Source organism: Acrocarpospora macrocephala, from assembly GCF_009687865.1.
GTDB classification, from domain to species: domain Bacteria; phylum Actinomycetota; class Actinomycetes; order Streptosporangiales; family Streptosporangiaceae; genus Acrocarpospora; species Acrocarpospora macrocephala.
The window spans coordinates 72,652-95,039 of record NZ_BLAE01000039.1 but is presented as its reverse complement, the minus strand read 5'-3'; the positions used below and the strand labels follow the sequence as shown (position 1 = coordinate 95,039).

At 68.6% G+C, this 22,388-nt stretch carries 22 protein-coding genes; 8 read left to right on the top strand and 14 right to left on the bottom strand.

Annotated features, from left to right (window positions below; translation table 11 throughout):
• Positions 1-149: 149 nt before the first annotated feature.
• Positions 150-1,127, top strand: a complete 978-nt coding sequence (locus tag Amac_RS31840) for a GlxA family transcriptional regulator (RefSeq protein WP_155358107.1) — start codon at positions 150-152, stop codon at positions 1,125-1,127.
• A 55-nt stretch (positions 1,128-1,182) separates the two neighbouring features.
• Positions 1,183-1,518, top strand: coding sequence for an STAS domain-containing protein (locus Amac_RS31835; protein WP_170322762.1), 336 nt, complete (start codon positions 1,183-1,185; stop codon positions 1,516-1,518).
• Between the two features lie 48 nt (positions 1,519-1,566).
• Here the strand turns inward: Amac_RS31835 and Amac_RS31830 are convergent, their stop codons facing one another.
• Positions 1,567-2,760, bottom strand: coding sequence for an endo-1,4-beta-xylanase (locus Amac_RS31830; RefSeq protein ID WP_155358105.1), 1,194 nt, complete (start codon positions 2,758-2,760; stop codon positions 1,567-1,569).
• 258 nt (positions 2,761-3,018) lie between these two features.
• On the opposite strand from Amac_RS31830, the gene Amac_RS31825 reads away from it, so the two are divergent.
• From Amac_RS31825 to Amac_RS31815, 3 genes are read left to right on the top strand one after another with little or no spacing between them, the layout of a single operon-like run.
• Positions 3,019-3,405, top strand: a complete 387-nt coding sequence (locus tag Amac_RS31825) for a ribbon-helix-helix domain-containing protein (protein ID WP_155358104.1) — start codon at positions 3,019-3,021, stop codon at positions 3,403-3,405.
• 12 nt (positions 3,406-3,417) lie between these two features.
• Entirely contained in the window at positions 3,418-4,374 is a 957-nt protein-coding gene (locus Amac_RS31820) for an ABC transporter ATP-binding protein (protein ID WP_155358103.1), read from the top strand.
• A complete protein-coding gene (locus Amac_RS31815; RefSeq protein ID WP_218041411.1) occupies positions 4,367-5,092 on the top strand; it encodes an ABC transporter permease in 726 nt (241 codons plus the stop codon). The genes Amac_RS31820 and Amac_RS31815 overlap by 8 nt, the downstream gene beginning before the upstream one ends.
• Here the strand turns inward: Amac_RS31815 and Amac_RS31810 are convergent.
• Positions 5,065-5,775 (bottom strand): methyltransferase, encoded by a 711-nt coding sequence (locus Amac_RS31810; protein ID WP_218041410.1) that lies wholly within the window; start codon positions 5,773-5,775, stop codon positions 5,065-5,067. The two genes, Amac_RS31815 and Amac_RS31810, sit on opposite strands and share 28 nt — an antisense overlap.
• Before the next feature lie 91 nt (positions 5,776-5,866).
• Between Amac_RS31810 and Amac_RS31805 the strand changes: the two genes are divergently transcribed.
• A complete protein-coding gene (locus Amac_RS31805) occupies positions 5,867-6,739 on the top strand; it encodes an LLM class flavin-dependent oxidoreductase (protein ID WP_155358101.1) in 873 nt (290 codons plus the stop codon).
• Between the two features lie 94 nt (positions 6,740-6,833).
• On the opposite strand, the gene Amac_RS31800 is transcribed toward Amac_RS31805, so the two are convergent.
• The 12 genes from Amac_RS31800 to Amac_RS31745 form a co-directional block, all read right to left on the bottom strand.
• The gene (locus Amac_RS31800) at positions 6,834-8,189 is read right to left on the bottom strand and encodes a class II 3-deoxy-7-phosphoheptulonate synthase (protein WP_281356366.1); all 1,356 of its coding nucleotides are present in this window, start codon (positions 8,187-8,189) and stop codon (positions 6,834-6,836) included.
• Positions 8,186-9,124, bottom strand: coding sequence for a GNAT family protein (locus Amac_RS31795; RefSeq protein WP_155358100.1), 939 nt, complete (start codon positions 9,122-9,124; stop codon positions 8,186-8,188). The genes Amac_RS31800 and Amac_RS31795 overlap by 4 nt, the downstream gene beginning before the upstream one ends.
• Complete coding sequence (locus tag Amac_RS31790) at positions 9,081-10,280, bottom strand: MFS transporter (RefSeq protein ID WP_155358099.1); 1,200 nt, start codon at positions 10,278-10,280, stop codon at positions 9,081-9,083. The genes Amac_RS31795 and Amac_RS31790 overlap by 44 nt, the downstream gene beginning before the upstream one ends.
• 12 nt (positions 10,281-10,292) lie before the next feature.
• Positions 10,293-11,075: a cyclase family protein gene (locus tag Amac_RS31785; RefSeq protein WP_155358098.1), complete on the bottom strand. Its 783-nt coding sequence runs from the start codon at positions 11,073-11,075 to the stop codon at positions 10,293-10,295.
• Positions 11,072-12,031, bottom strand: coding sequence for a branched-chain amino acid transaminase (locus Amac_RS31780; RefSeq protein WP_155358097.1), 960 nt, complete (start codon positions 12,029-12,031; stop codon positions 11,072-11,074). The genes Amac_RS31785 and Amac_RS31780 overlap by 4 nt, the downstream gene beginning before the upstream one ends.
• A complete protein-coding gene (locus Amac_RS31775; RefSeq protein WP_155358096.1) occupies positions 12,028-13,656 on the bottom strand; it encodes an FAD-dependent monooxygenase in 1,629 nt (542 codons plus the stop codon). The genes Amac_RS31780 and Amac_RS31775 overlap by 4 nt, the downstream gene beginning before the upstream one ends.
• Positions 13,653-14,894, bottom strand: a complete 1,242-nt coding sequence (locus Amac_RS31770) for a tryptophan 2,3-dioxygenase (protein WP_155358095.1) — start codon at positions 14,892-14,894, stop codon at positions 13,653-13,655. Before Amac_RS31770 ends, Amac_RS31775 begins: the two co-directional genes overlap by 4 nt.
• 38 nt (positions 14,895-14,932) lie before the next feature.
• Entirely contained in the window at positions 14,933-16,078 is a 1,146-nt protein-coding gene (locus tag Amac_RS31765) for an aminotransferase class V-fold PLP-dependent enzyme (RefSeq protein ID WP_218041409.1), read from the bottom strand.
• Entirely contained in the window at positions 16,072-16,794 is a 723-nt protein-coding gene (locus Amac_RS31760; RefSeq protein ID WP_174900245.1) for a tryptophan 2,3-dioxygenase family protein, read from the bottom strand. Before Amac_RS31760 ends, Amac_RS31765 begins: the two co-directional genes overlap by 7 nt.
• A gap of 23 nt (positions 16,795-16,817) precedes the next feature.
• A complete protein-coding gene (locus tag Amac_RS31755) occupies positions 16,818-18,041 on the bottom strand; it encodes an ATP-grasp domain-containing protein (RefSeq protein ID WP_218041408.1) in 1,224 nt (407 codons plus the stop codon).
• A 44-nt stretch (positions 18,042-18,085) separates the two neighbouring features.
• Positions 18,086-19,471, bottom strand: coding sequence for a hypothetical protein (locus Amac_RS31750; RefSeq protein WP_155358094.1), 1,386 nt, complete (start codon positions 19,469-19,471; stop codon positions 18,086-18,088).
• A gap of 314 nt (positions 19,472-19,785) precedes the next feature.
• Positions 19,786-20,784: a LuxR C-terminal-related transcriptional regulator gene (locus Amac_RS31745; protein WP_155358093.1), complete on the bottom strand. Its 999-nt coding sequence runs from the start codon at positions 20,782-20,784 to the stop codon at positions 19,786-19,788.
• 341 nt (positions 20,785-21,125) lie between these two features.
• Here Amac_RS31745 and Amac_RS31740 point away from each other — a divergent pair, with 341 nt between their 5' ends.
• Positions 21,126-21,296: a hypothetical protein gene (locus Amac_RS31740; protein ID WP_155358092.1), complete on the top strand. Its 171-nt coding sequence runs from the start codon at positions 21,126-21,128 to the stop codon at positions 21,294-21,296.
• A 50-nt stretch (positions 21,297-21,346) separates the two neighbouring features.
• Complete coding sequence (locus Amac_RS31735) at positions 21,347-22,255, top strand: hypothetical protein (RefSeq protein ID WP_155358091.1); 909 nt, start codon at positions 21,347-21,349, stop codon at positions 22,253-22,255.
• The last annotated feature ends 133 nt before the right edge of the window (positions 22,256-22,388 follow it).

Genomic DNA, 22,388 nt, shown 5'->3' with positions numbered 1-22,388 from the left:
CGATGTACCTTTAACCCGCGTTTTTTCGGCCCGACTAGCGGACCCTCCGTTTCGTCCTGATTGCCGGTTATCGTCATGGCGTCCATCTTCTCGTCACGAAATATCGGCTGACGAGTGGCCTGATAGCCAATATGTGAAAGAATCCGGCCATGGCGTACAAGCCGCATCGGGTGGTCGTGGTGGCGATGGAGCACTTCGCTCCGCTGGATCTGGGCATTCCCGGGCAGGTGTTCCGGTCGGCGGGCTCGGCCGGGCGGCATCTCTACGAGGTCGTGACCTGTACGCGAGGGGGGCTGCCCGTCCCCTGCGAGGCCGGGTACCAGGTGCTGCCGGATCACGATCTGTCCGTCCTGGACTCCGCCGACACGGTGATCGTTCCCGGCATCCACGGCGGATCCGCCTGGGACAACGGCACCATTCCCGACGACCTCGCCTCGGCCTTGCGGCGGGCGGCCCGATACGCCCGGGTCATGTCGATCTGCACCGGCGCGTTCGTCCTGGCCGCGGCGGGCCTGCTCGACGGCCGCCCGGCCACCACCCACTGGCGGCACACCGACCGCTTCCGCACGTTCTTCCCGCAGGTACGCCTCGACCCCGACGTCCTGTTCATCGACGACGGGGACATCCTCACCTCGGCGGGCAGCGCGGCCGGAATCGACCTGTGCCTGCACGTGATCCGCCAGGACCACGGCAGCCAGATCGCTAACCATGCGGCCCGGCGCTGCGTGACCCCGCCGTTCCGGGAGGGCGGCCAGGCCCAGTTCATCGAACGCCCGCTGCCCGAGGCCGGCGGCCTGTCCACCGCCGCCACCCGGGCCTGGACGCTCACCCGCCTGCACGAACCGCTCGACCTCGCCGCCCTGGCCGGCCACGCCCGGATGAGCGTGCGCACCTTCACCCGCAGGTTCCGCGAGGAAACCGGCCTCAGCCCCGCCCGCTGGCTCACCCGCCAGCGGGTCGAGCACGCCCGCCACCTGCTGGAAACCACCGACCTCCCGGTCGACGTGGTCGCCCGCCGCTCCGGTTTCGGCACCGCCGTCTCGCTCCGCCAGCACCTGCACGCGGCCGTCGGCGTCGCACCCCTCAGCTACCGCCAGACATTTCGCGACACGGCAGGCGCCACCTGAGCGACACCGGGCCGAATTGCGGGCATCGTTGTACTACGACGGCGAAGGGATGTTGATGCCAAGCCTGCAGGTGCTCACAGACCGGCACGACCCATACGTGGTGATCACCGTCCTCGGCGACGTGGACGCCACCACGATCGGCGTGCTCCAGGAGCAGGTGGAGATCGCCCAGCGCATCTCATCCCACCTGCTGTTCGACCTGGCGGGCATGACATTCATGGACAGCGCGGGCATCAGGGTCTTCCTTGACGCCTACCACCACGCCCGCGCGAACCAGGGCACGGTCGCCGTCTGCTCCCCGCGCCCCTCCCCCAGGAAGGTCATGGAACTCGTCGGCCTGACCGGCTACATCCCCGTCCACGCCTCCCTCACCGAGGCGCTGACCTCCTGAGACATGGCAAAGGACCGTGACACATCGGTGTCACGGTCCCTTGCTGAGCTATCGCTTCGGATTCTGCGGAATCCTCGGCTGCACGTACGGCGGCCCCGAGAAGATCAGATCCGCCTTGATCGAGTTGTACGCCCGCTTCGGCTGGTAGTTCTCGTCATACAGCGTGGCCAGACCCTCCGGCGGGTTGGTGAACCAGCCCGGCACCCACGAGTGCTTGTCGGTGAATCCCCACACCGTGTACGACAGGCAGTGCCGGTTGGCCAGGCACGCCTGCATCAGCACGCTGAAGTTGGCGGCCGACGCCTGCAGCCTGGGGTTGATCTCGTTGGAGTCCCCGGCCTGCACGCCCGCCGTCATCTGGCTGCGCACGTCCACCTCGGTGAACGCCGTCGCCAGCCCCAGGTCCGAGAAGGCGTCCAGCGCCTCCTTCACCTGGAAGGCGTCGTAGTTGCCGTACTGCGTGCCGAGGTGCCCCTGGCTGCCGACCCCGTCGATCGGGACGCCGCTCTGCCGCAGCTGCTTGACCATCTTGTAGACGTAGTACGTCTTGTCCGACAGTCCCTTGTCGCCGAACGCCTCAAGGTTGTAGTCGTTGTAGAACAGCAGCGCGCTCGGGTCGGCCGCCCGCGCCCACCGGAACGCGTCCGCGATGTAGCCCGCGCCCAGATGCTGCGCCCAGAACCCCTTCAGGTGGATCTCCGCGGGGCTGTCCCAGGGGTCGCTCGCGGCCTCGTTGACCACGTCCCACTGCCAGATCTTGCCCTTGTACCGCTTGACCACCGTGGTGATGTGCTTGCGCAGCAGGTCGCGCAGCTGCGCCGTGGTGATCGTCCCGTTGGCGACGCCTTCGGTCAGCCAGGCCGGCAACTGGTTCTGCCAGACCAGCACGTGCCCCCGCACCTTCTGGTTGTTCTTCTTGGCGAACTCGACGAGCTTGTCCGCCGGTCCCCAGTTGTAGTTCCCCCGGGTGGGCTCCAGGCTCTCCCACTTCATGACGTTCTCGGCGGTGACCGTGTTGAACTCTGACGCGACCAGCTGCCGGTACTGCGGCTCGTTGGCGTCGTCCAGCGCCGCCATGTCCACCGCCGTCCCGATGTAGAGGCCGTGCCGCGCACCCAGCGCGCGCAGGCTCTGCCCGGACGGCTCCTGCGGGGTGCTTCCCGCCGAAACCGGAACCACATTCAACGTGCCCGCCAGCACCACCGCGACAGCGCTGCCTAAGACGAGGCGCCTCAACCTCATGGGAACATCCTTTCGACCCGAGGGGCGTACCAGTGACCTTGGGAGCGCAGGTCTCGCTAACCGAGCCCCACCAGGAACCCGGCAAGCCGAAAGTGATACCGAAATATTTCGCTACCGTGCCGAAACTTTATGGTAACGCCCAGCCACCGTCAACCACGAGATCCGCGGGTGTGGTTGACCGTCTTGGCACCATCCATCTACCATCCACATGGATGGTGCCCGGATGGTACGGAAATACTCGACCGGTACCATCCAGGCATGCCTGAGGCGGAAAAGATCACGATCAACATGAACGTCGTCGACCTGGGCAAGGTCGACCTTCTGGTGGAGGAGGGTTTCTACTCCAATCGCACCGACTTCATCCGCACCGCCATCCGCAACCAGCTCAACCGCCATGACGACGAGGTGCGCACCAGCATGAGCCGGCGCGAGCTGGCGATCGGCGTCATCTCCTACGACCGGGCGGAGCTGGAGTGGCACGCGGAGGCCGGCGAGCGGCTGAACATCGCGCTCACCGGCCTGCTGTCCATCGCTTCTGACGTGTCTCCGGAGCTCGCCCGGCAGACCATCCAATCCATCAAGATCGTCGGCGTGTTCCGGGCCAGCAAGGCGGTGAAGGACGCGCTGGCCGACCGTACCCACTGACGGGAGCGGCACGTGCTACTTCGCATCCACCAGCTGACCAAGGACTACCGGCGCGGCGTCCGCGCCAACGACGGCATCGACCTCAGCGTCGACGAGGGCCAGGTGCTCGGCCTGTTCGGCCACAACGGCGCCGGCAAGACCACGCTGCTCAACCAGGTGACCGGGCTGGTCAAGCCGACCTCGGGCACCATCCACATCGACGGCGCCGACGCGGTGGCCGATCCCGCGCTGGCCCGCCGATCCTGCTCGCTGCAGCCGCAGGCACACGCCCCGCTCGACGGCGTGACGCCACGGCAGGCGATCGACACCATGGCCAGGATCCGCGGCGCCGGCCGCCGCCGGGCCCGCGAGCGCACCGGCGCGCTGCTCGACGCGCTCGACCTCGGGGCCTGGGCCGACGAACCCGGGCAGAAGCTCTCCGGCGGCGTACGGCGGCTGACCGCCTTCTGCATGGCCGCCGCGGAACCGGGCCGGATCGTGATGCTCGACGAGCCCACCAACGACGTCGACCCTGTACGCCGCCGCCTGCTCTGGGAACAGATCGCCGCACTGGCCGCCGACGGGTCCGCGGTCCTGGTGGTGACCCACAACGTGGTCGAGGCCGAACGGGGCGTGACCCGCCTCGCTGTGCTCCACCATGGCCGGTTAGTGGCCGAGGGAACCCCGGCACAACTGCGCCACGATTATGCCGACCGGTTGCGGCTGGAACTGGTCGCCGTGGACGACGAGACCGCGTTACAGCTGGCGGCGGAGGTCACCGGCGCCGGGGCGGCCGTACGCACCGGGCGGCGGGTGGTCGTGCCCATCGACGCGGCCGCGGCCAGCGAAGCGCTCACCTGGGCGCAGCGGGAACGCGGCCAGGGCCGGGTGGAGGAGTTCGCGGTCACGCCCGTCAGCATCGAGGAGGTCTACATCGGACTCGTCGGTCCTGATCCTGCCGGTGCGGAGGAGGGGGCACGCGTTGCGTAGCTACGGACTCCTGTTGCGGTGGAACCTGCTGCGGCTGCGTGGCATGCTGCCCCTGCTGTTGGTACTGCAGACCCTACTCAGCGTCGGCGTGGTAATCGGCTTCTCGTTCCTGCTCCCGGACGCCGACCAGACCACCGGCTTCTACCTGTCCACCGGGGCCCTCACCCTCGGACTGATCACCGTCGGCATGGTGGCAGCGCCGCAACTGGTGGCCCAGGCCAAGCTCACCGGCATCTTCGACTACCAGCGCTCCATGCCGGTGCCCCGGTTGGCCATGCTCGCCGCCGACGCCACCGTCTGGGTGGCCCTGGCCCTGCCCGGCCTGGCCGCGGCCCTGGGCGTCGCGGTCCTGCGCTTCGACCTCGACCTGCGCATCAGCTGGCTGGCCGCACCGGCCATGCTCCTGGTCGCGATCTGCTCGGTGGCCATCGGCTACGCGGTCGCCTACGCGGCCAAACCAGAAGTCGCGGGCGCGATAAGCCAACTCATCTTCTTCGTGGCCCTGATGTTCGCCCCGATCAACTTCCCAGCCGACCGCCTCCCCCACTGGCTCGCCGAAACCCACGACTGGCTACCGTTCGCCTCCATGGCCCAGGCAATCCGCGAAACGCTACAGATCCCGGCAACCGGAGTCTCGACAGCACCGTTCGCGATACTGACAGCCTGGTGCGTAGTCGGCCTGGCCATCACCTACCGCGTCATGACCCACCGCCCGTGACGTCTTGCCCGGAGTTCCAGTAACTGGAACTCGATCGTCTCTTCGAGAGTGCGCTTCTCCGCGCGCAGCAGGGTGACCGACAGGTGGGCCTCGTCGCACATGCTCCGCAGTAGGGAGGAACTGCCCAGATCTGAGAAACCAAGGAGCAGGCGGCCGTCTTCGGTCAGATGGCGCGGGGCCTGTTCCAGGAACCTGCGATGGGCCTGGTACTGCGGATCGAAGAGGGCGTGGTGAAGTTCGGTCTCGTTCACGAAACCCTCGGGAGCCTCCACGAAGTTGGAGTTCCAGAAGATCATGTCAAAACGTTCTTCCGGCCCGAGCGCGTCGAACATGTCACTGCGCAGCACGCGCAGACGGTCGCCGACCCCATGGCGTGCGGCGTTGCGCCGGGTGTTCTCCACGGCCGCCGCGCAGATGTCGAGGGCGGTCACGCGCGGACAGCCCGACTGCGCCGCGACCACGGCCGTCACCCCGGCGCCGCAGCCCATCTCGAGGAACGTCCCGCCGCTGGGATACGGAATCCAGGTGGTGAACAGCTCGGTCACCGGCGTGTAGGTCGGCGCGAACACTCCGTCCATCAGCTCCCAGTCACGGCCGAGCAGGTTGAACTCGGCCGGGCGCGCCGGGTCCTCGACGTGCTTGCGGAGCAGGGCCTGCGCCCTTGCGAGACTGCGGGTGTTCACGGTTGTCTCCTCGATCGAAATGATCATTAGTGTCGGACGTCGGGATGACCTGACATGATGGCAAGGCGGCAACGCATGGAAGGACAAGGGCATGAATGCATTGCAATTCGGGCTCAACGTCTCGACCTCGGCGGCGCCCGGCGCCGACCCAGTGGCCGATTCCAGAAGGGCCGAGGAGTTGGGTTTCGACTTCGTCTCGGCTTCCGACCACCCCTGTGGTCCCAATCCAACATTCGAGACATGGACGATGTTGTCGTGGATCGCGGCGGCGACCTCGCGCATTCGCGTCGCCACCCGTGTGCTCGGTGTTCCGTACCGGCCACCCGCGATGGTGGCGAAGATGGCCGAGTCGCTCGACCGGCTGTCGGGTGGCAGGTTGATCCTCGGGCTGGGCGGGGGTTACTCGGATGACGAGTTCCGCGCCTTCGGACTGAGAGTGCCGTCTTCGCCACGAGACAAGATCGACGGGCTGGAGGAGGCGATCCTCGTCACCCGCGGCCTGTGGTCGCAACAGCGCTTCAGCTACGAGGGCCGTATTCACCGCACTGAGGAAGCCGACCTGGAGCCGAAGCCGGAGCACCACATCCCGATCTGGCTGGGCACGTTCGGCAACCGGGCCCTGGCCCTGACCGGGCGGCTGGCCGACGGGTGGATCCCGTCGCTGGGCTTCGCACCGCCGGACCAGATCGCGCAGATGCGCGACCGGGTCCTGTCGGCGGCGGAGGCGGCGGGCCGCGACCCCGGCCAGGTCACCTGCGCCCTCAACATCTCGATCCAGGTGGGCGGGGCTCCCGACCCCGATCCGGACGTCGTGTCGGGCGCCGCGGACGAAGTGGTGGAGCGGCTGCTCACCTTCTGCAAGCTCGGCTTCACCGCCATGAACTTCATGACGGTCGGGCCGGACCCGGTGGGGCAGGCAGAGCGGCTGGCGCGGGAGATCGTTCCCATGGTCCGGGCCGCTTAGTAAGGGAGCACCCTCCCGGACGGGGTGCGCAGGTCGTGCTGGCGCCGTTCCTGCCGCCCGCGGCGCTTCACGATCAGTATCCGTTTCATCTTCTTCACCTCTCCCGGAGCATCTCGGCGACCAGGAAGGCCAGGTCGAGTGACTGGCTGCGGTTGAGCCGGGGGTCGCAGGCCGACTCGTACCGGGAGCCGAGATCGTCGAAGGCGATTTCGGTGCTCCCGCCGACGCACTCGGTCACGTCGTCGCCGGTCAGCTCGACATGGATGCCGCCGGGGTGCGTGCCGAGCGCTCTGTGCACCTCGAAGAACCCCCTGACCTCGTCGAGCACCGCGCCGAGGCGGCGGGTCTTGTGACCGGACGGCGCCGCGAAGGTGTTCGCGTGCATCGGATCGCACACCCAGGTGATCAGCGCCCCCGAGTCGGTGACCCGCCGTACCAGATCGGGCAGCTTCTCGCGGACCAGGTCGGCGCCCATACGGATGATGAAGGTGAGGCGGCCGGGCTCCCGGGCCGGATCCAGCTTGTCGATCAGAGCCAGCGCGGTGTCCGCCGTGACGGTCGGCCCAAGCTTGACCGCGATCGGGTTGCGGATCCGGGAGAAGTACTCCACGTGGGCCCCGTCCAGGTCCCGGGTGCGCTCGCCGATCCACAGCAGATGGCCGGACGTGGCGTACGGCAGGCCGGTCCAGGAGTCGACGCGGGTCAGCGCCGCCTCGTAGTCGAGGACCAGTCCCTCGTGGCTGGTGAAGAACTCCACTCGGTGCAACTCGCGCGGGTCCACTCCGCAGGCGTTCATGAAGGCCAGCGCCCGGTCGATCTCCCCGGCCAGCGTCTCGTAGCGCTTGCCGGCCGGCGAGGCGGCGACGAAGTCCTGGTTCCAGGCGTGCACCTTGTGCAGGTCGGCGTAGCCGCCCGTGGTGAGCGCCCTGAGCAGGTTGAGCGTGATCGCCGACGCCTGGTACATCCGCACCAGCCGTCGCGGGTCGGGCGTCCGCGCCAGGGCGGTGAAGGGGAGGCCGTTGACTCCGTCCCCCCGATAGGCGGGCAAGGTGATCCCGGACCGGGTCTCGGTCGGCTTGGACCGGGGCTTGGCGTACTGCCCGGCGATCCGGCCCACCTTGACCACGGGCATCGAGGCGGCGTAGGTGAGCACCACCGCCATCTGCAGCAGGATCGTGAGCTTGGTGCGGATCGTGGCCGTCGTCACCGTGTCGAAGGTCTCCGCGCAGTCGCCGCCCTGCAGCAGGAACGCCTCGCCCCGGGCGACCGCGGCCAGGCGCTGCCTGAGCAGGTCACACTCGGAGGCGATCACCAGGGGCGGCGACCTCCTGAGGTCTCCCGTGGCCGCCGACAACGCCCTGCTTTCCGGCCACTGCGGCTGCTGGGCGGCGGGCATCCCGCGCCAGGTGTCCACCGGCCGCTCGCACAGGGTGGGGGTCGCGGTGCTCACAGCGAGGTCGAGACGTAGGAAGGGAGTACGTGGGTGTGTTCTCCGTGCAGGAATTTCGCCCGGTACTCGCGCAGGTCGATGTCCTCGACCTCGCTGAACGCCTCGAGCCGGAGGCGATCGGTCGGGACCTCGTCGGCGTAGCCGAGCACGATGGCGGGGTCGCCCAGCCGGCTCAGCCCCAGCACCAGGTCCGCCTGGTCGTTGCCGATCAGGGGGTCCAGGTGGTGCGAGGGGTGCGCCCCGAATCCGAGGCGGCTCTTGAATCCGAGCAGCCCGGGCTTGGCGATGTGCCCGTAGAGGTTGGGATCCGAGCCAAGGCTGACCGAGCCGTGCCCGATCTCGCGCGCCACCTGGATGACGGCCATGAAGAAGGCCCGGGCCAGGCTTGCCTCGCGGCCGGGGACGTCGACCGCGGAGAACCGGATGCGCACCATGTCCTTGTCCTTATCCAGCCGCGCGACGCAGCATCCGACCAGCTCGGCGTCCTGGTGTACGCACACCGCGAAGTGGTTGGCCGCATCGGAGAGGATCAGCTCGCGCTGCTCGGTGGCGACCGCCCAGCCGTGGCGCATCTCGGCAATACGGTCCTCGTAGAGCCGCAGGAACACGTCGTACAGCGCCGGGTCGATATCGCGGATGGAGACCTTCAGCCCGTTGGCGTCCAGCTTGCGCTTCGCCCTGCGGATGTTGGACCGCTCCTGGGTGGCAAGGCCCGCGAGGTACTCGTCCTCGCTGCCGAGTGGATCGGCGACCCACATCACCCACATCGGTTTGGGCACGAAACCCGCGGCGCGTAGCTCGGGCCAGCGCTCGCTCGCCGGGTTCTCCACCCGCACCACGTCCACGCGGTCGCGGTAGGGGGACCACGCTGTTCGCACGGCCTCGTCGAGGTCAGCCAACGCGAACCGCATGCCGTGTACTTCGGTCAGTTCCATGCCGTCTCCTTTCCTCCACCGTCGCGAACACGGTCATCAACACGAAGACCGCCGCGACGACGCTCAGGGAAATCACCTGGTGACCCGCGGCGTAGCCGTAGCTCACACCGAGGACCGCCAGCGTGGTCAGCGCTCCCCCGAAGGCGACGGCCCAGGACTGCCAGCGGTGCAGCACCTCCCGGGACGCGACCGACTGGGCCCACACCTGGGTCGAGGAGTTGCTCAGCACGACTCCCGCGCCGATGACGCCGACGCCGACCAGAAGCAGCGCCATGCGGTCGGCCAGAGCCAGCACGGCGAACCCGGCGGCGAGTATGGCCACCGTGGCCCCCATGTGCAGCCGCGCCCTGCGGCGCAGCAGGATCCCCGCGGCGATGGCGACGGCCGGGAAGACGACTCCGGCGGCTCCCAGGGCGCGCTGGCCGTCCTGCAGCCGGTCCAGGGCGATCAACGGGATGACCAGGTTGAGCAGGCTCATCGCGCAGAAGCCCGCCGGTAGCAGGACCAGCAGCAGCACGCGCCGCCAGTTCGGCAGCGGGGCGGCGGGGTCGAGTTGCGCCGGGTCGCGCGCCGGCAGCGCGCCGGACGCCTTCGGCAGGGCGCGCTGCAGGATGGCCGCCTGGATCAGGAAGGTGATCACGTTGACGGTGAACAGCACCCAGGGCGCCGTCTCACCGAAGACCACCAGCGCCGCCGAGCCCGCCGCCGCGCCGATCTGGGACGCCACCTGGAATCGCAGGTTGGCGCCGGTCAGGAGTTCGGCGGGCACGGTCTGCGGCAGCAGGCACAACAACGCCACCCGGGTCACGATGGCCAGGACCCCCATGACGGCGACCATCGCGTACATCGCGGGGAGCAGCGTCGTCGACGCCAGCCCTGCCATCACGGCCGCGCCGACGGCCTGCGCCAGCACGGCGACCAGGACGGTGCGCCGTTCGGTTCCGGCCCGCAGCCAGCCGCCGACGAACGGCATGACCACGGCCATCGGCAGCAGCCCCGCCATGATCACGATGCCCAGCGGGATCGCCTGCCGGGTGATGCCGTAGGCGTAGCTCAGCACCGCGACGGTGTTCAGCACGATTCCCGCGGTGGACGTTCCCGTGCTCACCACGATGGCGCGGAACGAAGCCGTCCGTAGCCCAGCTGTGGTGTCCATGTGGAGCTCCTCTCAAGCTGACTGTTCGACGAGTGCGAGCACTCTGGCGGGGCTGCCGGATCCGCCGACTATCGGCAACGGCCCGGCGATCACGACGGCGCCCTGCGGTGGGAGCAGCGCCAGATTCCTCAGCTGGGTCAGGCCGTACTTGCCAGCGCCCTGGAAATACCAGTGGCACGGGTACGGCTGGTCGGCGAAGGTCGCCGCCTGGCCCGCGTCGGTGCCCACCGTTTCCGCGCCGATGCCCAGCACGCTCGTCTCCTCGGCGAGCCAGCGCGCGCACTTCGGATCCACCCCGGGGGTGTGTCCGTCGTTGAGGAACCTGTCCGGGTTCGCCAGCCGGGCGTCCCAGCCGGTCCGGTACAGCAGCCACCCGTGTTCGGGGAGCGGGCCGTGCCGGGCCTGCCAGGCCTCGACGTGTTCGCGCCGGAGCAGGAAGTCCGGGTCGGCGGTGGCCTCGGCGGAGAAGTCGAGGACCGCGGCGGGGGCCACGAGTCGCGCCGCGGGGACCTGGGAGACATCGTCGAGATCCTTTCCGGGCAGCCAGTGCACCGGGGCGTCGAAGTGGGTTCCGGTGTGCTCGGACAGGCGGATGTTGTTCCAGTACACCGTCGGCCCGCCGGCGTCGTACTTGCTGATCAGCCGCCGTTCGAACGGCCAGGGCTGTCCCCGGTCCGGCGGCAGGCTGATGACCGGGGTGTCCTCCGACAGGGGAGCGGTGAGGTCGATGACCCGCACCGCTCCCGTGCGGAGCCCGGCGACGAGGCCGGGCAGCACCGGCGGGTGAACGCTCATGTGCCGGCCACGGCGATCTGCGGCCGCACGCTGATCGTGGTCACCCAGTCGCGGTAGTCGACGCCGGCGGCCCGGACCGCCCGCTCGTAGAGGTGCTGCAGGTGCCGGGTGATCGGGCCAGGGACGCCCGTCCCGATCACCAGCCGGTCGAGCGTGACGACCGGGAGGATCTCCGCGAGGGTGCCGCAGAGGAACAGCTCGTCGGCGACGTACGCCTCGGTCCGGTCGATGTCGCGCTTCTCGATGGTCAGTCCCACCTCGTCCTGGGCGAGCCGCAGGACCGAGTCGAGGGTGATGCCCTCGAGAACGCCGCTGGTGCCCGGTGGGGTGACCAGCTTCCGGTCCCTGACCATGATCACGTTGGCGCCCGGGGCCTCGGCTATGCGGCCCCACTGGTTGAGGATGAGCGTGGTGTCGAAGCCGTTCCGGACGGCCTCCTGGTGCGCGAGGCGGCTGTTCTGGTAGTTGGCCCCCGCTTTGATCCGCGGCGGCATCGTGTCGTCACTGATCCGGCGCCACGACGACACGCACGCGGCCACGCCGGTGCGGTAGCCCTCTGACCTCGGCATGGGGACCGCGGTGATGTGCACCCCTGTCTCGCCGGTGTGGGACAGCGGGTCGAAGTTTCGGCCCATCCCGAAGTAGGCCACGACGCACAGGTGGACCTCTTCCTGGAACTCGTTGGCCCGGACCAGTTCGAGACAGGCTTCGTGGAGCTCCGCCACGGAGTAGGCGATGTCCATGCGGACCGACTTCATGGAGCGGCCGAGCCGGGCCAAGTGGTCGTCGAGCCGGAACACGTGGAGCTGCCGATCTTGGGAACACCGGTAGGCCCGGATCCCCTCGAAAACGTTGGCCCCCCAGAAGGCCCCCTGGGTACGGCCGTGCAGCACGCAGTCGTCCCAGGGAACGATCTTTCCGTTGAGCCAGGCATATCGCGGTGCCGCTTGCGTCATGACGCCTCCTTGGCGGGAATGGGGACCAGCTCGGGCTGGGCTGCCGACCCGGCGCCGCGCCGCAGGATTTCGGCGAAGTCGGCGGCCCGCTCCGGCCCGTAGGCGCCCGCGATGTGACCGTCCGGTCGCACGAGGTACCAGGTGGCCTGGCCGCCGCCGTAGGCGGCCCGCAGTCCTGGCTCGGTGTCGTGGGCGACCGTGGCCAGGTGGGACAGCTCCCCTGCCGGTGTTCCCGGCGGCAGGACGAGCACGAGGCGGGCGGGGATCTCCGAGTCGTCCCGCCGCGCGTCGGCGACGAACCGCGCCGCCTGCGCCGGGTCGGCGCCGACGTAGAGTCCGACGAACTCCGCGCCGAAGAGCCGCCGGAGCCGGGTCGGCCGGCCGGCGACGACCACCAGCCCGTCCGGCGCGAACACGCCCGCCAGCGGACTGTTGTCCACGATGGGCGAGTCCCGGTAGACGTACGGCTCGGCCATCCGGCCACTGTTCACGTGGCCGCGCATCGACTTGACCGGAGCCGCCAGCCGCAGAATGGCGTTGCGGATCCAGCGGCGAAGCCGGGACGGCGGCACCATGAACTGGATCGTGGCCTCGGTGACCCTGAGGTTCTCGTTGGCCGCGGCGTGCCGCTCCTGGTGGTAGGTGTCCAGCAGGGTCTCCCCCGCCGCGCCCGCCGCCACCAGCGCGAGCTTCCACGCGGCGTTGTCCGCGTCCTGGATCCCGCTGTTCATGCCGCGGGAGCCGTACGGCGGAAGCGCGTGTGCCGCGTCCCCGGCGAAGAGGATCCGGCCGACGCGCAGGCGGTCGGCCACCCGCTGGTGGAAGCGGTAGGTGCTCAACCAGTCGATCTCGTAGGGGATGTCGCCGATGACGGCCCGGATCCGCTGGTCGAGCTGTCCGGTCCGCCGCTCGGCCTCGATGTCGGCGTCGGGAGGGAGCTGCCAGTCGATGCGCCAGACGCTGTCCGGCTGGGGGTGGATCACGAGCTGGCGGCCGGGGTTGAACGGCGGGTCGTAGTGGAAGTGACGTTCCTGGGCGAGCGGGAGCGCCGCCCTGATGTCGGTGATGAGGAACCGGTCGCTGTGGCTGTAGCCGGTCCAGTTCACCCCGGCCATGGCTCTGAGCTCGCTGTGTATCCCGTCGCACGCCATGAGGTGCGCGAACCGCAGCTCGCGGGTCCCCTCGGGGGTGACGGCCTGGACCGTCACCCCGTCGGCGTCCTGGGTGAGGTCGCTGACCCGGTGGGCCCAGCGGACCTCGCACAGCGGCTCGGTCAGCAGCCGGGCGAGCAGAATCTGCTCGACGCGGTACTGCGAGATGTTGACGAACGGACCGAAGCCGAGCCTCGGCGGGTAGACGGTCTCGCGAATCTGCTTGCCCCGGATGTAGGTGCGGGCGACGTGCCAGGTGACTCCCTCGGCGGCGACCTGGTCCGCGCAGCCGACCTTGTCCAGTACTTCGAGGACGTCGCCCTGGATCAGGCACGCCTTGGAGCCCTGTTTGAACAGCTCCGGCCGCGCCTCCAGAACGACGCTCCGGATCCCGAACGAGGCCAGGCGCAGGGCGGCGACCAGGCCGACCGGGCCCGCTCCGACGATGCCCACGGGGGCATGGGTAGTGGTCATCGACCATCCTCAGGTGGCGGGGCGAAGGCGCAGAAGACCGGGATTTTCCGTCCTTCCCGCAGGTAGGGCGTGCCCTCGGTGTAGCCGGTGCCGGAACGTTCCCCGAGCATCCGCACGGCGAGGCTGTAGTGGGTCTGCCGCCACTGGAGCAGGGCCGTGGCGAAGCCGTGCATCGCCAGTTCCAGCTCGGCGCGGCCGTCCGCGCCGAGGCGGCCGTCCGCCACCGCCACCTCGACGGCCTCGTCGAAGGTGGCCTGACCGGCGAGGACTCGAGCCCGGACCTCGGGCACCGAATGGTAGGCCGCGGAGTCGAGGCGCGGCCTGTCGGGCTTCCGGCACAACGATTCGACGATCTTGTAGTTCCGCGACTGGATGGCGCTGGCGCCCTCGGTGTACGCGCGGAAGGTGTGGAACGCCGCCACCTGCATGGTCGCCAGCAGGGAGAACAGCGGGGCCGACTCGCTCAGCGCCGCCCCGGCGACGGCGAGCCGGCGTATCGCGCCGGCGGAGTCGCCGTCGGACAGCGCCGCGGTCGCCGCCAGGAGCTGCACCGCGATCAGCGCGTACGTCGTCTCGAACGACTGGAGCACCCGGATGAACAGGTACTCGTCATGGACCACCCAGACCGGCAGCATGCTCAGTCGCAACGTGCGCCGCTCGGTTGGGGAGAGGTCGGCCTCGATGGCCGCGCAGATCCCGCGGGCCTCGGTGACCGGATCGAGCTGGTCACCACCACCGGCCACGTCGGCGGCCAGGCCGATCCGGCCCAGTGCGGGCCGGATCGCTCGCAGCGCCAGACGGCAGCGCTTTTCGACGGTCCTGGCCTCCGGCCGCAGCTGCGGCAGCAGGTCGGTACGGCCGTCGGCCACGGCCAGTTCGAATCGGAGGGCGTCGCCCACGAGCTGGACGACCAGGCGGTCACGCTGCCCCTCGGCGGAAGCGCCGCGCGGTGGTGGATTCTCCGCTCCGGGCAGCGGGAGCAGGCTCAGCGCCACGTAGGTCGGATAGTCGTAGCGGTCGTCGTACTTGTCGAGGGCGATGTCGAGGAATCTGGTCAGCAGCCCGATCTGGGCCGGGGACCCGGACCCGCCCGGCAGGGTCGCGCGTACCTTGTCCAGAGCGGTGAGGATGTCGTGCGACACGCAGTGCTTGCCCACTCTGTGGAACTCGTCCAGCACCGTGTCATAGGGGAATTCGGTGGTCGTGGAAGCGGAAATGACGCTGGTGATTTCAGGCACGGAAACATGACCTCTACTACTCAGTTTGGAAAGATCGATCAGGAGGTGCGGCGGTATTGCCGGATGGCCTCGCACGCCGCGTCGGCGTCGTCGGCGTTGTTGTAGTGGTGGAACGCCAGGCGGACCACGTCGTTGCGCCGGCTGACCATGATCTGCCGGTTGGCGAGCCAGCTGGTCAGCGCCGCCGGATCGGGGTCGAGGACGGCGACGTGGGCACCGCGGGCCGACAGGTCCGCGGGCCTCAGCAACCGCTCGCCGGAGTGGGTCAGCCGGTCGTCGGTGTGCGCGACCAGTGCGGCGATGTGCCGCCGCACCGCGTCGAGATCCAGCTCGTCGATCAGCGCGAGTCCGGCGTTGGCCGCGTAGAGCGCGGGCACGGCGGGCGTGCCTGTCTCGAATCGCCGCGCCGTGTCCGGGAAGTCGACGCGCCGTGGGTCCATGGCGAACGGATCGACCCGCCCGAACCAGCCGGTGAGTTGCGGCGGGCTGTGACCGGTCGATCCCGCCTTGACGTAGAGGAACGCCACACCGGGCAGGCCCAGGAGGTACTTCATCGTGCCCGCGACCAGGTAGTCGCATTCCAGCAGGCCGACGTCCAGGGGCTCGACTCCGGCGGCCTGATAGGCGTCGACGAAGACGCGCGCGCCGACGGCGTGCGCCGCCTGAGCCACTTCCGCGACCGCGAGGCGTGCCGCGTCGCGATAGCCGATCATGGGAATCGAGACCAGCCCGGTGCGTTCGTCGATGGCCGCCAGGTAGTCCGCCACCGCGCCCGCTTTGGGAACGAATGTGACCTCGGCTCCGCGGGCGCGCTGGGCCAGCCAGACGTGGGCCAGCGAGGGGAACTCCGATTCGACCGTGACGATCTTCGGCCGGTCCGGCCAGGCGAGCGTTGAGGCGACCTGGTAGGCGCCGACTGTGGCGCTGGGGACTACGGCGATCTCATCCGTTCGAGCTCGGACGAGGGCGGCGAAGCCCTGCCGCGCCTGGTTCAGCTGCCCCTCGAATTCCGGCCACGGCGCCCCCTGCCTGGACATCGCCCCGAGCATCCGCTCCAGCGCCGCGTCCAGGTCCGTCGACCGGGCGCCCAGGCTGCAACTGGCCAGGTGAACGATCCGCTCCAGCATCGGAAAGCGGGTGCGGAAGGTGGCGGAGTCCAGACCTCGCGTTCGGGCGTTCAGCACGCGGCCGCCGGCGCGGGGTCGGCCATCGGGCCGGTCCGCGTCAGCTCCGTACGCACCCGCCACAGCTCCGGGAAGAACTTGTGGCTGATGAGCTTCGTGAGCACGTCGACGGGCGTGCCCTTGGTGCCGACCACCTCATGGCCGATGATCCTGGTGGCGACCTTGTAGTGCCGAACCCGCCACAGCGCGATCCGCTCATCCCACTCGATCATGGCTTCGGCCAGGCGGTAGAGGGGATGGCCGGGACTGCCGCGGTACAGGTCGGCCAGGTCGACCTGCCGTTCGCCGAGGAGGGCCTCGAAGGCGGGACCCAGTTCCTGGCTGCGCCGCTGGACGTCGCGCCAGCCGGGCGACTCGAAGCCGGATCCGTGGCCGAGCACCGTGCGGATCAGCTGGAAGTCCCAGGGGCCGAGATACCGGATCATCTCCAGCTGGCCGGTCACCAGCTCTACGCCGAGGGCGGCCCTGGCCAGCAGGATCTCGGCCGTCTCCGGAACGCCGGCGCGGATCTGCCGGGTGGCCTCGGCCACCTCGAAGCAGGCGTGCTTGAGCCACAGCTCGGTGGATTGATGGACGGTCTGGAAGAGCAGCTCGTCCCGATGCACCATCTCCTCCGGGCGACGCTGCAGGGACAGGAGCGTGTCGGTGCGCATGTATCGGGCGTAGTCACTTCCCCCGTCGCCGGACAGAATCGGGGTGGAATAGTCCTTTGCCACTTCGGTCTTTCCTTCCGTAGCGGTCACCCTGAGGTCACCAGCTCGATCGGTTCGGCGGCGACCCGGAACGCGGCGGCGGTGGCGACGATGGCCTGTTCCACCGCGTGACTCGAGGATTCGCAGAACCGGAACCGTCCGCCCACGTGCTCGTAGTACGCGTCGGCCAGCGGGAGCACCTCGCCGGGGCGCAGCAGGGCTTCGGCGTACGGGCCAGGCCGGCGGCCGACCATCGAGGTGGCCTCCGTGATACGGCACGGGCGCGTGAGGGGCGTGGGGATGAGCAGCCAGCCGCCGACTCCGCCTCGCGCGGGGGTCGGCGGGCCTTCGGCGACCGGCAGGCCGAGCTGGATCCGGAAGGCCGCCTCCATGAGGTCGTAGCCGTGCACCTCACGCCAGACGAACGGGATCTCCGCGCCGCCCACCCGCGCGCCGACTTCGAGGAACACGCAGGACGGCCCGGCGGAGTCGACGAAGACTTCCAGGTGGAAGGCCGTTGGCCGGTTGGTCAGGGCGCTCATGTACTTCTCGGCGGCGGCCGCGATGACGCTGTTGACGACGGGGTCGTCCTCTTCCACCGAGCCGAGGAAACTGCCGCTCCGGAAGCCCAGGCAGGTGTTGACGTAACGCGAGGCCCGGCATTGGACCAGGCCGGGAGCGGTGAACACCCCGTCGACGTGGTAGATCGGGTTCGGGTTGTACTCCTGCACCAGCAGCGGCTCTTCGAACGACACACCGACGAGATCCGCCGGCTCGCTCGCCTGCACCACACCTTCGCTGGAGGAGCCGCATCGGGGTTTGACGATCACGGGCCAGCCGTGCACCGCGGCGAAGTCGGCGACCTGCTGCGCGTCGGCGGCCAGGCCGAACGCCGGAACGGGGAGCCCGGCCCGCGCGATCAGGCGGCTCATCACGTACTTGTCGCGGAATCCGATCAGCTCCTCGGCCCGCTGGCCCGGGCAGTCCCATTCGGCCCGCAGGGCGGCCGCGACCAGGAGATCGTCCTCCTTCAGGGCGATGATCGCGTCCGGCTTGCCGTACCGGCTGACGAGTTCGCGCAGGCGGCGGCGGACCGATTCGAGGTCGTCGGTCGCCGCGACGAGGAGCACGTCGTTCGCTGCCTGCGGCACCGAGGCGAGCCCTACTTCGGTGGTGATATAGCTGACTCGGTTAACCCTGTGGTCGAGGTAGCCGGCGTAGTCGGCATACCGCTCGCGCCAACGGTTGATGATGACGATGTGCGGCCGCAATCTCGGCTCCCGCCTCATCGTCTGACATGCCTGCAGCATGGGAATCAGCTCTTCCGTTCATGAGGGAGGGCGGTCGAGCGTCCTTCTGTGTAGGAGAAGACCGGAGCGCCTCGGGTGCCCTTGTTCGAGTAGGAAATGACCGCGCCGTCCTCGGCTTTCAGGGCGCGGACGAACGACCCGGCGTAGCCTTCGTCGGTGATGAAGACTCCCCAGTTGGCGGACCAGTCCTCGATGCGACCGGTTCGCGGATCGCACACCGGCTCAGGTGCCGCGGTCACGATCTGCTGCACGACGTAGCCCCGTCCGACGGCCGCGGACAGCGCTGCGCGCCATTCGGCGCTCGTGGCTTCGCCGCCGATGAGCGCGCCGACGCCGCCATAGCCCACACCGGGTTTGAGGATGAGCTGCTCCTGGTTCAGGCAGCAGTAGTCCAGCAGGTGAACGCCCTCGATCCGCTTGTGGAGCGGGCCGTCGACCAGCAGCCGCGTCCACGGGACGACCCTGTCGATCACGTCGAGTTCGCTCGCGGAGTAGAACGAGTGCAGCCGGTTGTCGGAGAGCAGGGCCAGTGCCGACTTGCTCGCGGACATGGCCGCTTCGAGCGTCGTGAACAGGACTGTCTTACCGTCGGCGTGGGCCCGCAGAATCGGGTCGAGCACCTCGACGCCGCCTGAGCCGGTGAGGATCTGGTCCGATGAGAAGAACCGCAGGACCAGGTCGATCGGCGTGCCGTTGAGCGTGAGCTTCCCCTCCTTGGTGCGTACCTGATGCACCTCGCCGAGCCGCATGTCGATGTCATGGGCATTCATCGAGTTCGCGATCGCGGGGAAGAGGTGCTCGGCCTCGGCCAGGCCGCCCGTGGCCTCCAGCAGGGCGACGACCGGCGTGCGGTCGCCGGTCACCGGCCGGGCGGCCTCGCGCAGCACCCTCGCGACGCGTTCCGCGGTGTCCACGTAGGTGAGGCCGTGCCGCTCGGCGAACCGGTGAAACGCCGGGACCTGCAGGAACGCGCAGTTCATCGCCGCGGCGTCCATGCCGCCCAGCTCACTGCCGATGTTGAACTCCAGCAGCTTGAAGGCTGTCCCGTCGTGGTAGGCGTCGGCCCGCCCGTGCACGGGAACGTGACCCGTCGCGCCGCGGAGCATGATCGTGGCCAGTTCCTCGCCGATGCCCAAGCTGGCCGCGTAGCGCCGCAGGTCACCGTCGAACAGCCGCTGAGGTAGGGACGCGAGAATGTCGAAAAGCTGGGTCAGATCGTCGGCGAAACCCCGGATCTCGGTGTCTTCGACGAACACGGGCCTGGGGAGAAGCGCCTTTCCGTAGGTTTTGGCATAAGCGTCCGGGAGGGACACGCGATTGACAACGGTACGCAACCGATCGTCGGCGCCCACGCATTCCTCGAGGAATTCCTTCGTGACACGGTTCATCATGGCGAAACTCCCTGGTGGTGTTGTCGCCAGGTCACCGGGCGTGCGACATGACAGGCCTGGTCCAGCGTGAATGGCGCTGTCGGCCGATATGCGCGAACAGCGGGAAAAGGTGGCCGCGACGGGGGACCGCGGGTCCGGTACGGCTGTCGCCGTCGAACACACCGCGCCGCCCGATCCGGCACATGCGAAAGGCCGCGTCTGTGGAGACACGGCCTCAGGAATTTCTGTCGCCGGCAACTGCTGGAGACAGTTCACCAAACTGATAGTTATCTTCTTGGCGAATGAGCTGTTTGTCAACCCCCGCCGAAATGGACTTACTGGCGGTCCAGCTCTTTCAGCCAGCCGAGTTCGCTGGCCCGAACCCCCGCCTGGAAGCGGCTTCGGGCGTCCAGCCGCTCCATCAGCAGGGCGGTGATGCGGCTGCTGGTCCGCACGGAGACGCCGAGCCGTTTGGCCACCGCCTGATCGGTCAGCCCGAGGGCGAGCAGGCGCAGGACCTCGCGCTCCTGCTTGGACAGGCCCTCGTTGTCCTGGACGTCGGACCCGCCGAGCGGGGTCGCCTCCCGCCAGGTGTGATCGAAGAGCGCGCACAGGGCGGCGAGCACGCCTGAGTTGTGCAGCACGATGGCGGCCTGTCCGCTGTTCTCCTCGTCGATCGGAACGATGGCGGCTATCCGGTCGACGAGAATCATGCGGACCGGCAGCGAGGGGGCGGTTCTCACCAATCCTCCCTGGTCAACGAGCCATTGCGCGTATGTCGCGGTCACCGGGTGGTTCCGGATGCTATCGAGGTACAGCGTGCGCAGGTGGACGCCGCGAGCGAGCAGCTCCTCGTCGAGCGGACGGGCGGCCTCGATGTTCGCCTCGGTTTGCGGTCCATCCGGAGCCAGGGCCGACACCTCGTGCTCCACCCCTCGGGTGAACTCGGCCAGCCGATCGCGGATGGCGTCGATGCCCTCGAGCCGTTCCACATCGGCGTCGTGGTGGCGACGGTGGTGGGCGCTCTCGGCGATGAGCTTGGCGACGGCGACCCGGGACTCGTCCAGCCGCTGCTGCTGAGAGTTCAACGCCTCCTGCTGCTTGGCGAGAAACTCCTCGAAGCCCACTTCCGGGCTGATGGGCCGCAGGCTCCCGTCCTCCTCATAGGACGGCCGGACCAGCGAGAGCTCGGTGAGCCGGTCGAGTGCCACCTCCACCTGCTTGTTCTCCAGATCGAGCTGATCGGAGAGTTCGTCGACCGTTACCTGAGGAAGCGTGAGCATCGTGCGGTAGACGCGTGCCGCGATGTCGTCGAGGCCGAGCGGATCAGCCATGTCGCCCCCTCGCATCCGGCATAACCCCGGGACATTTTGTCACGTCAACACCTCTGTCGTGAATGGCGACTTCACGCCATCGCTCCCCCCGGGCGCGGATTGCCGTCCTGACCTGCACCTATGCCCCGCGTGCCCGGGATGGCTGTTTCAGGCCCCTGTCTGGTACACGCCATTGCATACTCACGACACCAAGAATCGGAGACATTCAGCCTGGCGGCGTACACAGTATGAATCACCGGACCGAATAAGCGGCCGGTAAGGGCAACTGAGAATCTCGGAACCTGGCTCTCCACGTGGAGGCTCCTAGAGTTCGCGCTCTTCATACAGACCAGGAGTCTGTCATGACCCGCACCGCGAATATTCTGAGCACCACCGCATTCGTCGCCTTCGCCATTCTCGGATTCTCGGCAGTAGCAGCCAATACCTCCCAGTCGGCTTCTGTCCAGCTGGCCGACGACGCCCCGAGCCCCAGTTCGACTACCGATTCGACCGACTCAATGGGCTGGCAGTAATCGTCTGACGCTCGCCCTGACGCAGCCATTCAGCCTCGAAGGAATCGGTCATGAGATCCAGCTATTCGTCCGTCACCGGCCTGCGAACCAATTCACGACCGGCCGCCCACAAAGCGGCCGGACACGACGCGGAATGGTCTCGTCCACGAGGCGAGACCACCACGCGGTTATGCGTCTCATCATGGTGCCGGCGCGATGAGACGCCCAGACTGGCAGTCCCGAGTCTGGTCCTGTGCCGGGGGTGTCGAGACCGGCTCGCCAGCCAGCTGGCAACGCTGCCCGATCTCCATGCCGAGCTTGAGAACAACCTCACCGGCAACGGGAACACCCGCGGCGTCACGGAACCGAAACGAGGTCCGAGCGGCGGCGGAATCCAGCTCAACGAGCGTGCCGTCGAAACACGGACCCAAATCAGCGCCGTCCTGGCCGCATGGGCCGAACTGGTCGTCGACGAACTCTCCGTCGAGGTGCCGCTCAGGACAGTGCCCGCACTCTCCGCGTTCCTCGGCCGCCACCTGAACTGGCTCGCCGCCCACACCACCGCACGCGACCTGACCGACGAACTGGGCGCACTGGTGGCCGCGGCCCGCCGGGCCCGCTCCAAGCCCGCCCGCCGGATCCAGCTCGGCTGCTGTGTCGAGCGAACCTGCACCGGCGCGCTCACCGGCCTGATCCGCGAGCGAGACCCCGCCACACCCTTGTTGATCGTATGTGACGCCGATCAGGACCACACCTGGTCACCGAACCAGTGGCACACGCTACGCCAACACCTACGGCAGGACGCCCCCGTGACGACTCCCGGACTGACCGCCGAAGACGTGGCGGCCAACTGGAACCTCCCCTCCGGCACCGTCTACTGGCTCGCCAAGGTCCACCAATGGCGCCGCGACCGACGCGGCCGCAACGTCTTCTACGACATCGACGACGTAATCAGCACCTTGGCCGCAACCTGCCCATGAAAGCCCCTCGTGACCGGCCTTGCGCTCCCCACAGAGCGCAAGGCCGATCACGTTAGCCCTACTGCTCCACACCAACTGATCCCATCAAACGCCCACAAAGACGTCTGCCTGAAAAACGGCAAACCCCCATCCG

What these genes read in the sequence shown, in the direction of transcription:
- Amac_RS31840 (WP_155358107.1), top strand. Translation starts at nt 150, where the DNA reads ATGGCGTACAAGCCGCATCGGGTGGTCGTGGTGGCGATGGAGCACTTC.
- Amac_RS31835 (WP_170322762.1), top strand. Translation starts at nt 1,183, where the DNA reads ATGCCAAGCCTGCAGGTGCTCACAGACCGGCACGACCCATACGTGGTG.
- Amac_RS31830 (WP_155358105.1), bottom strand. Translation starts at nt 2,760, where the DNA reads ATGAGGTTGAGGCGCCTCGTCTTAGGCAGCGCTGTCGCGGTGGTGCTG.
- Amac_RS31825 (WP_155358104.1), top strand. Translation starts at nt 3,019, where the DNA reads ATGCCTGAGGCGGAAAAGATCACGATCAACATGAACGTCGTCGACCTG.
- Amac_RS31805 (WP_155358101.1), top strand. Translation starts at nt 5,867, where the DNA reads ATGAATGCATTGCAATTCGGGCTCAACGTCTCGACCTCGGCGGCGCCC.
- Amac_RS31795 (WP_155358100.1), bottom strand. Translation starts at nt 9,124, where the DNA reads ATGGAACTGACCGAAGTACACGGCATGCGGTTCGCGTTGGCTGACCTC.
- Amac_RS31790 (WP_155358099.1), bottom strand. Translation starts at nt 10,280, where the DNA reads ATGGACACCACAGCTGGGCTACGGACGGCTTCGTTCCGCGCCATCGTG.
- Amac_RS31785 (WP_155358098.1), bottom strand. Translation starts at nt 11,075, where the DNA reads ATGAGCGTTCACCCGCCGGTGCTGCCCGGCCTCGTCGCCGGGCTCCGC.
- Amac_RS31780 (WP_155358097.1), bottom strand. Translation starts at nt 12,031, where the DNA reads ATGACGCAAGCGGCACCGCGATATGCCTGGCTCAACGGAAAGATCGTT.
- Amac_RS31775 (WP_155358096.1), bottom strand. Translation starts at nt 13,656, where the DNA reads ATGACCACTACCCATGCCCCCGTGGGCATCGTCGGAGCGGGCCCGGTC.
- Amac_RS31750 (WP_155358094.1), bottom strand. Translation starts at nt 19,471, where the DNA reads ATGATGAACCGTGTCACGAAGGAATTCCTCGAGGAATGCGTGGGCGCC.
- Amac_RS31745 (WP_155358093.1), bottom strand. Translation starts at nt 20,784, where the DNA reads ATGGCTGATCCGCTCGGCCTCGACGACATCGCGGCACGCGTCTACCGC.
- Amac_RS31740 (WP_155358092.1), top strand. Translation starts at nt 21,126, where the DNA reads ATGACCCGCACCGCGAATATTCTGAGCACCACCGCATTCGTCGCCTTC.
- Amac_RS31735 (WP_155358091.1), top strand. Translation starts at nt 21,347, where the DNA reads ATGAGATCCAGCTATTCGTCCGTCACCGGCCTGCGAACCAATTCACGA.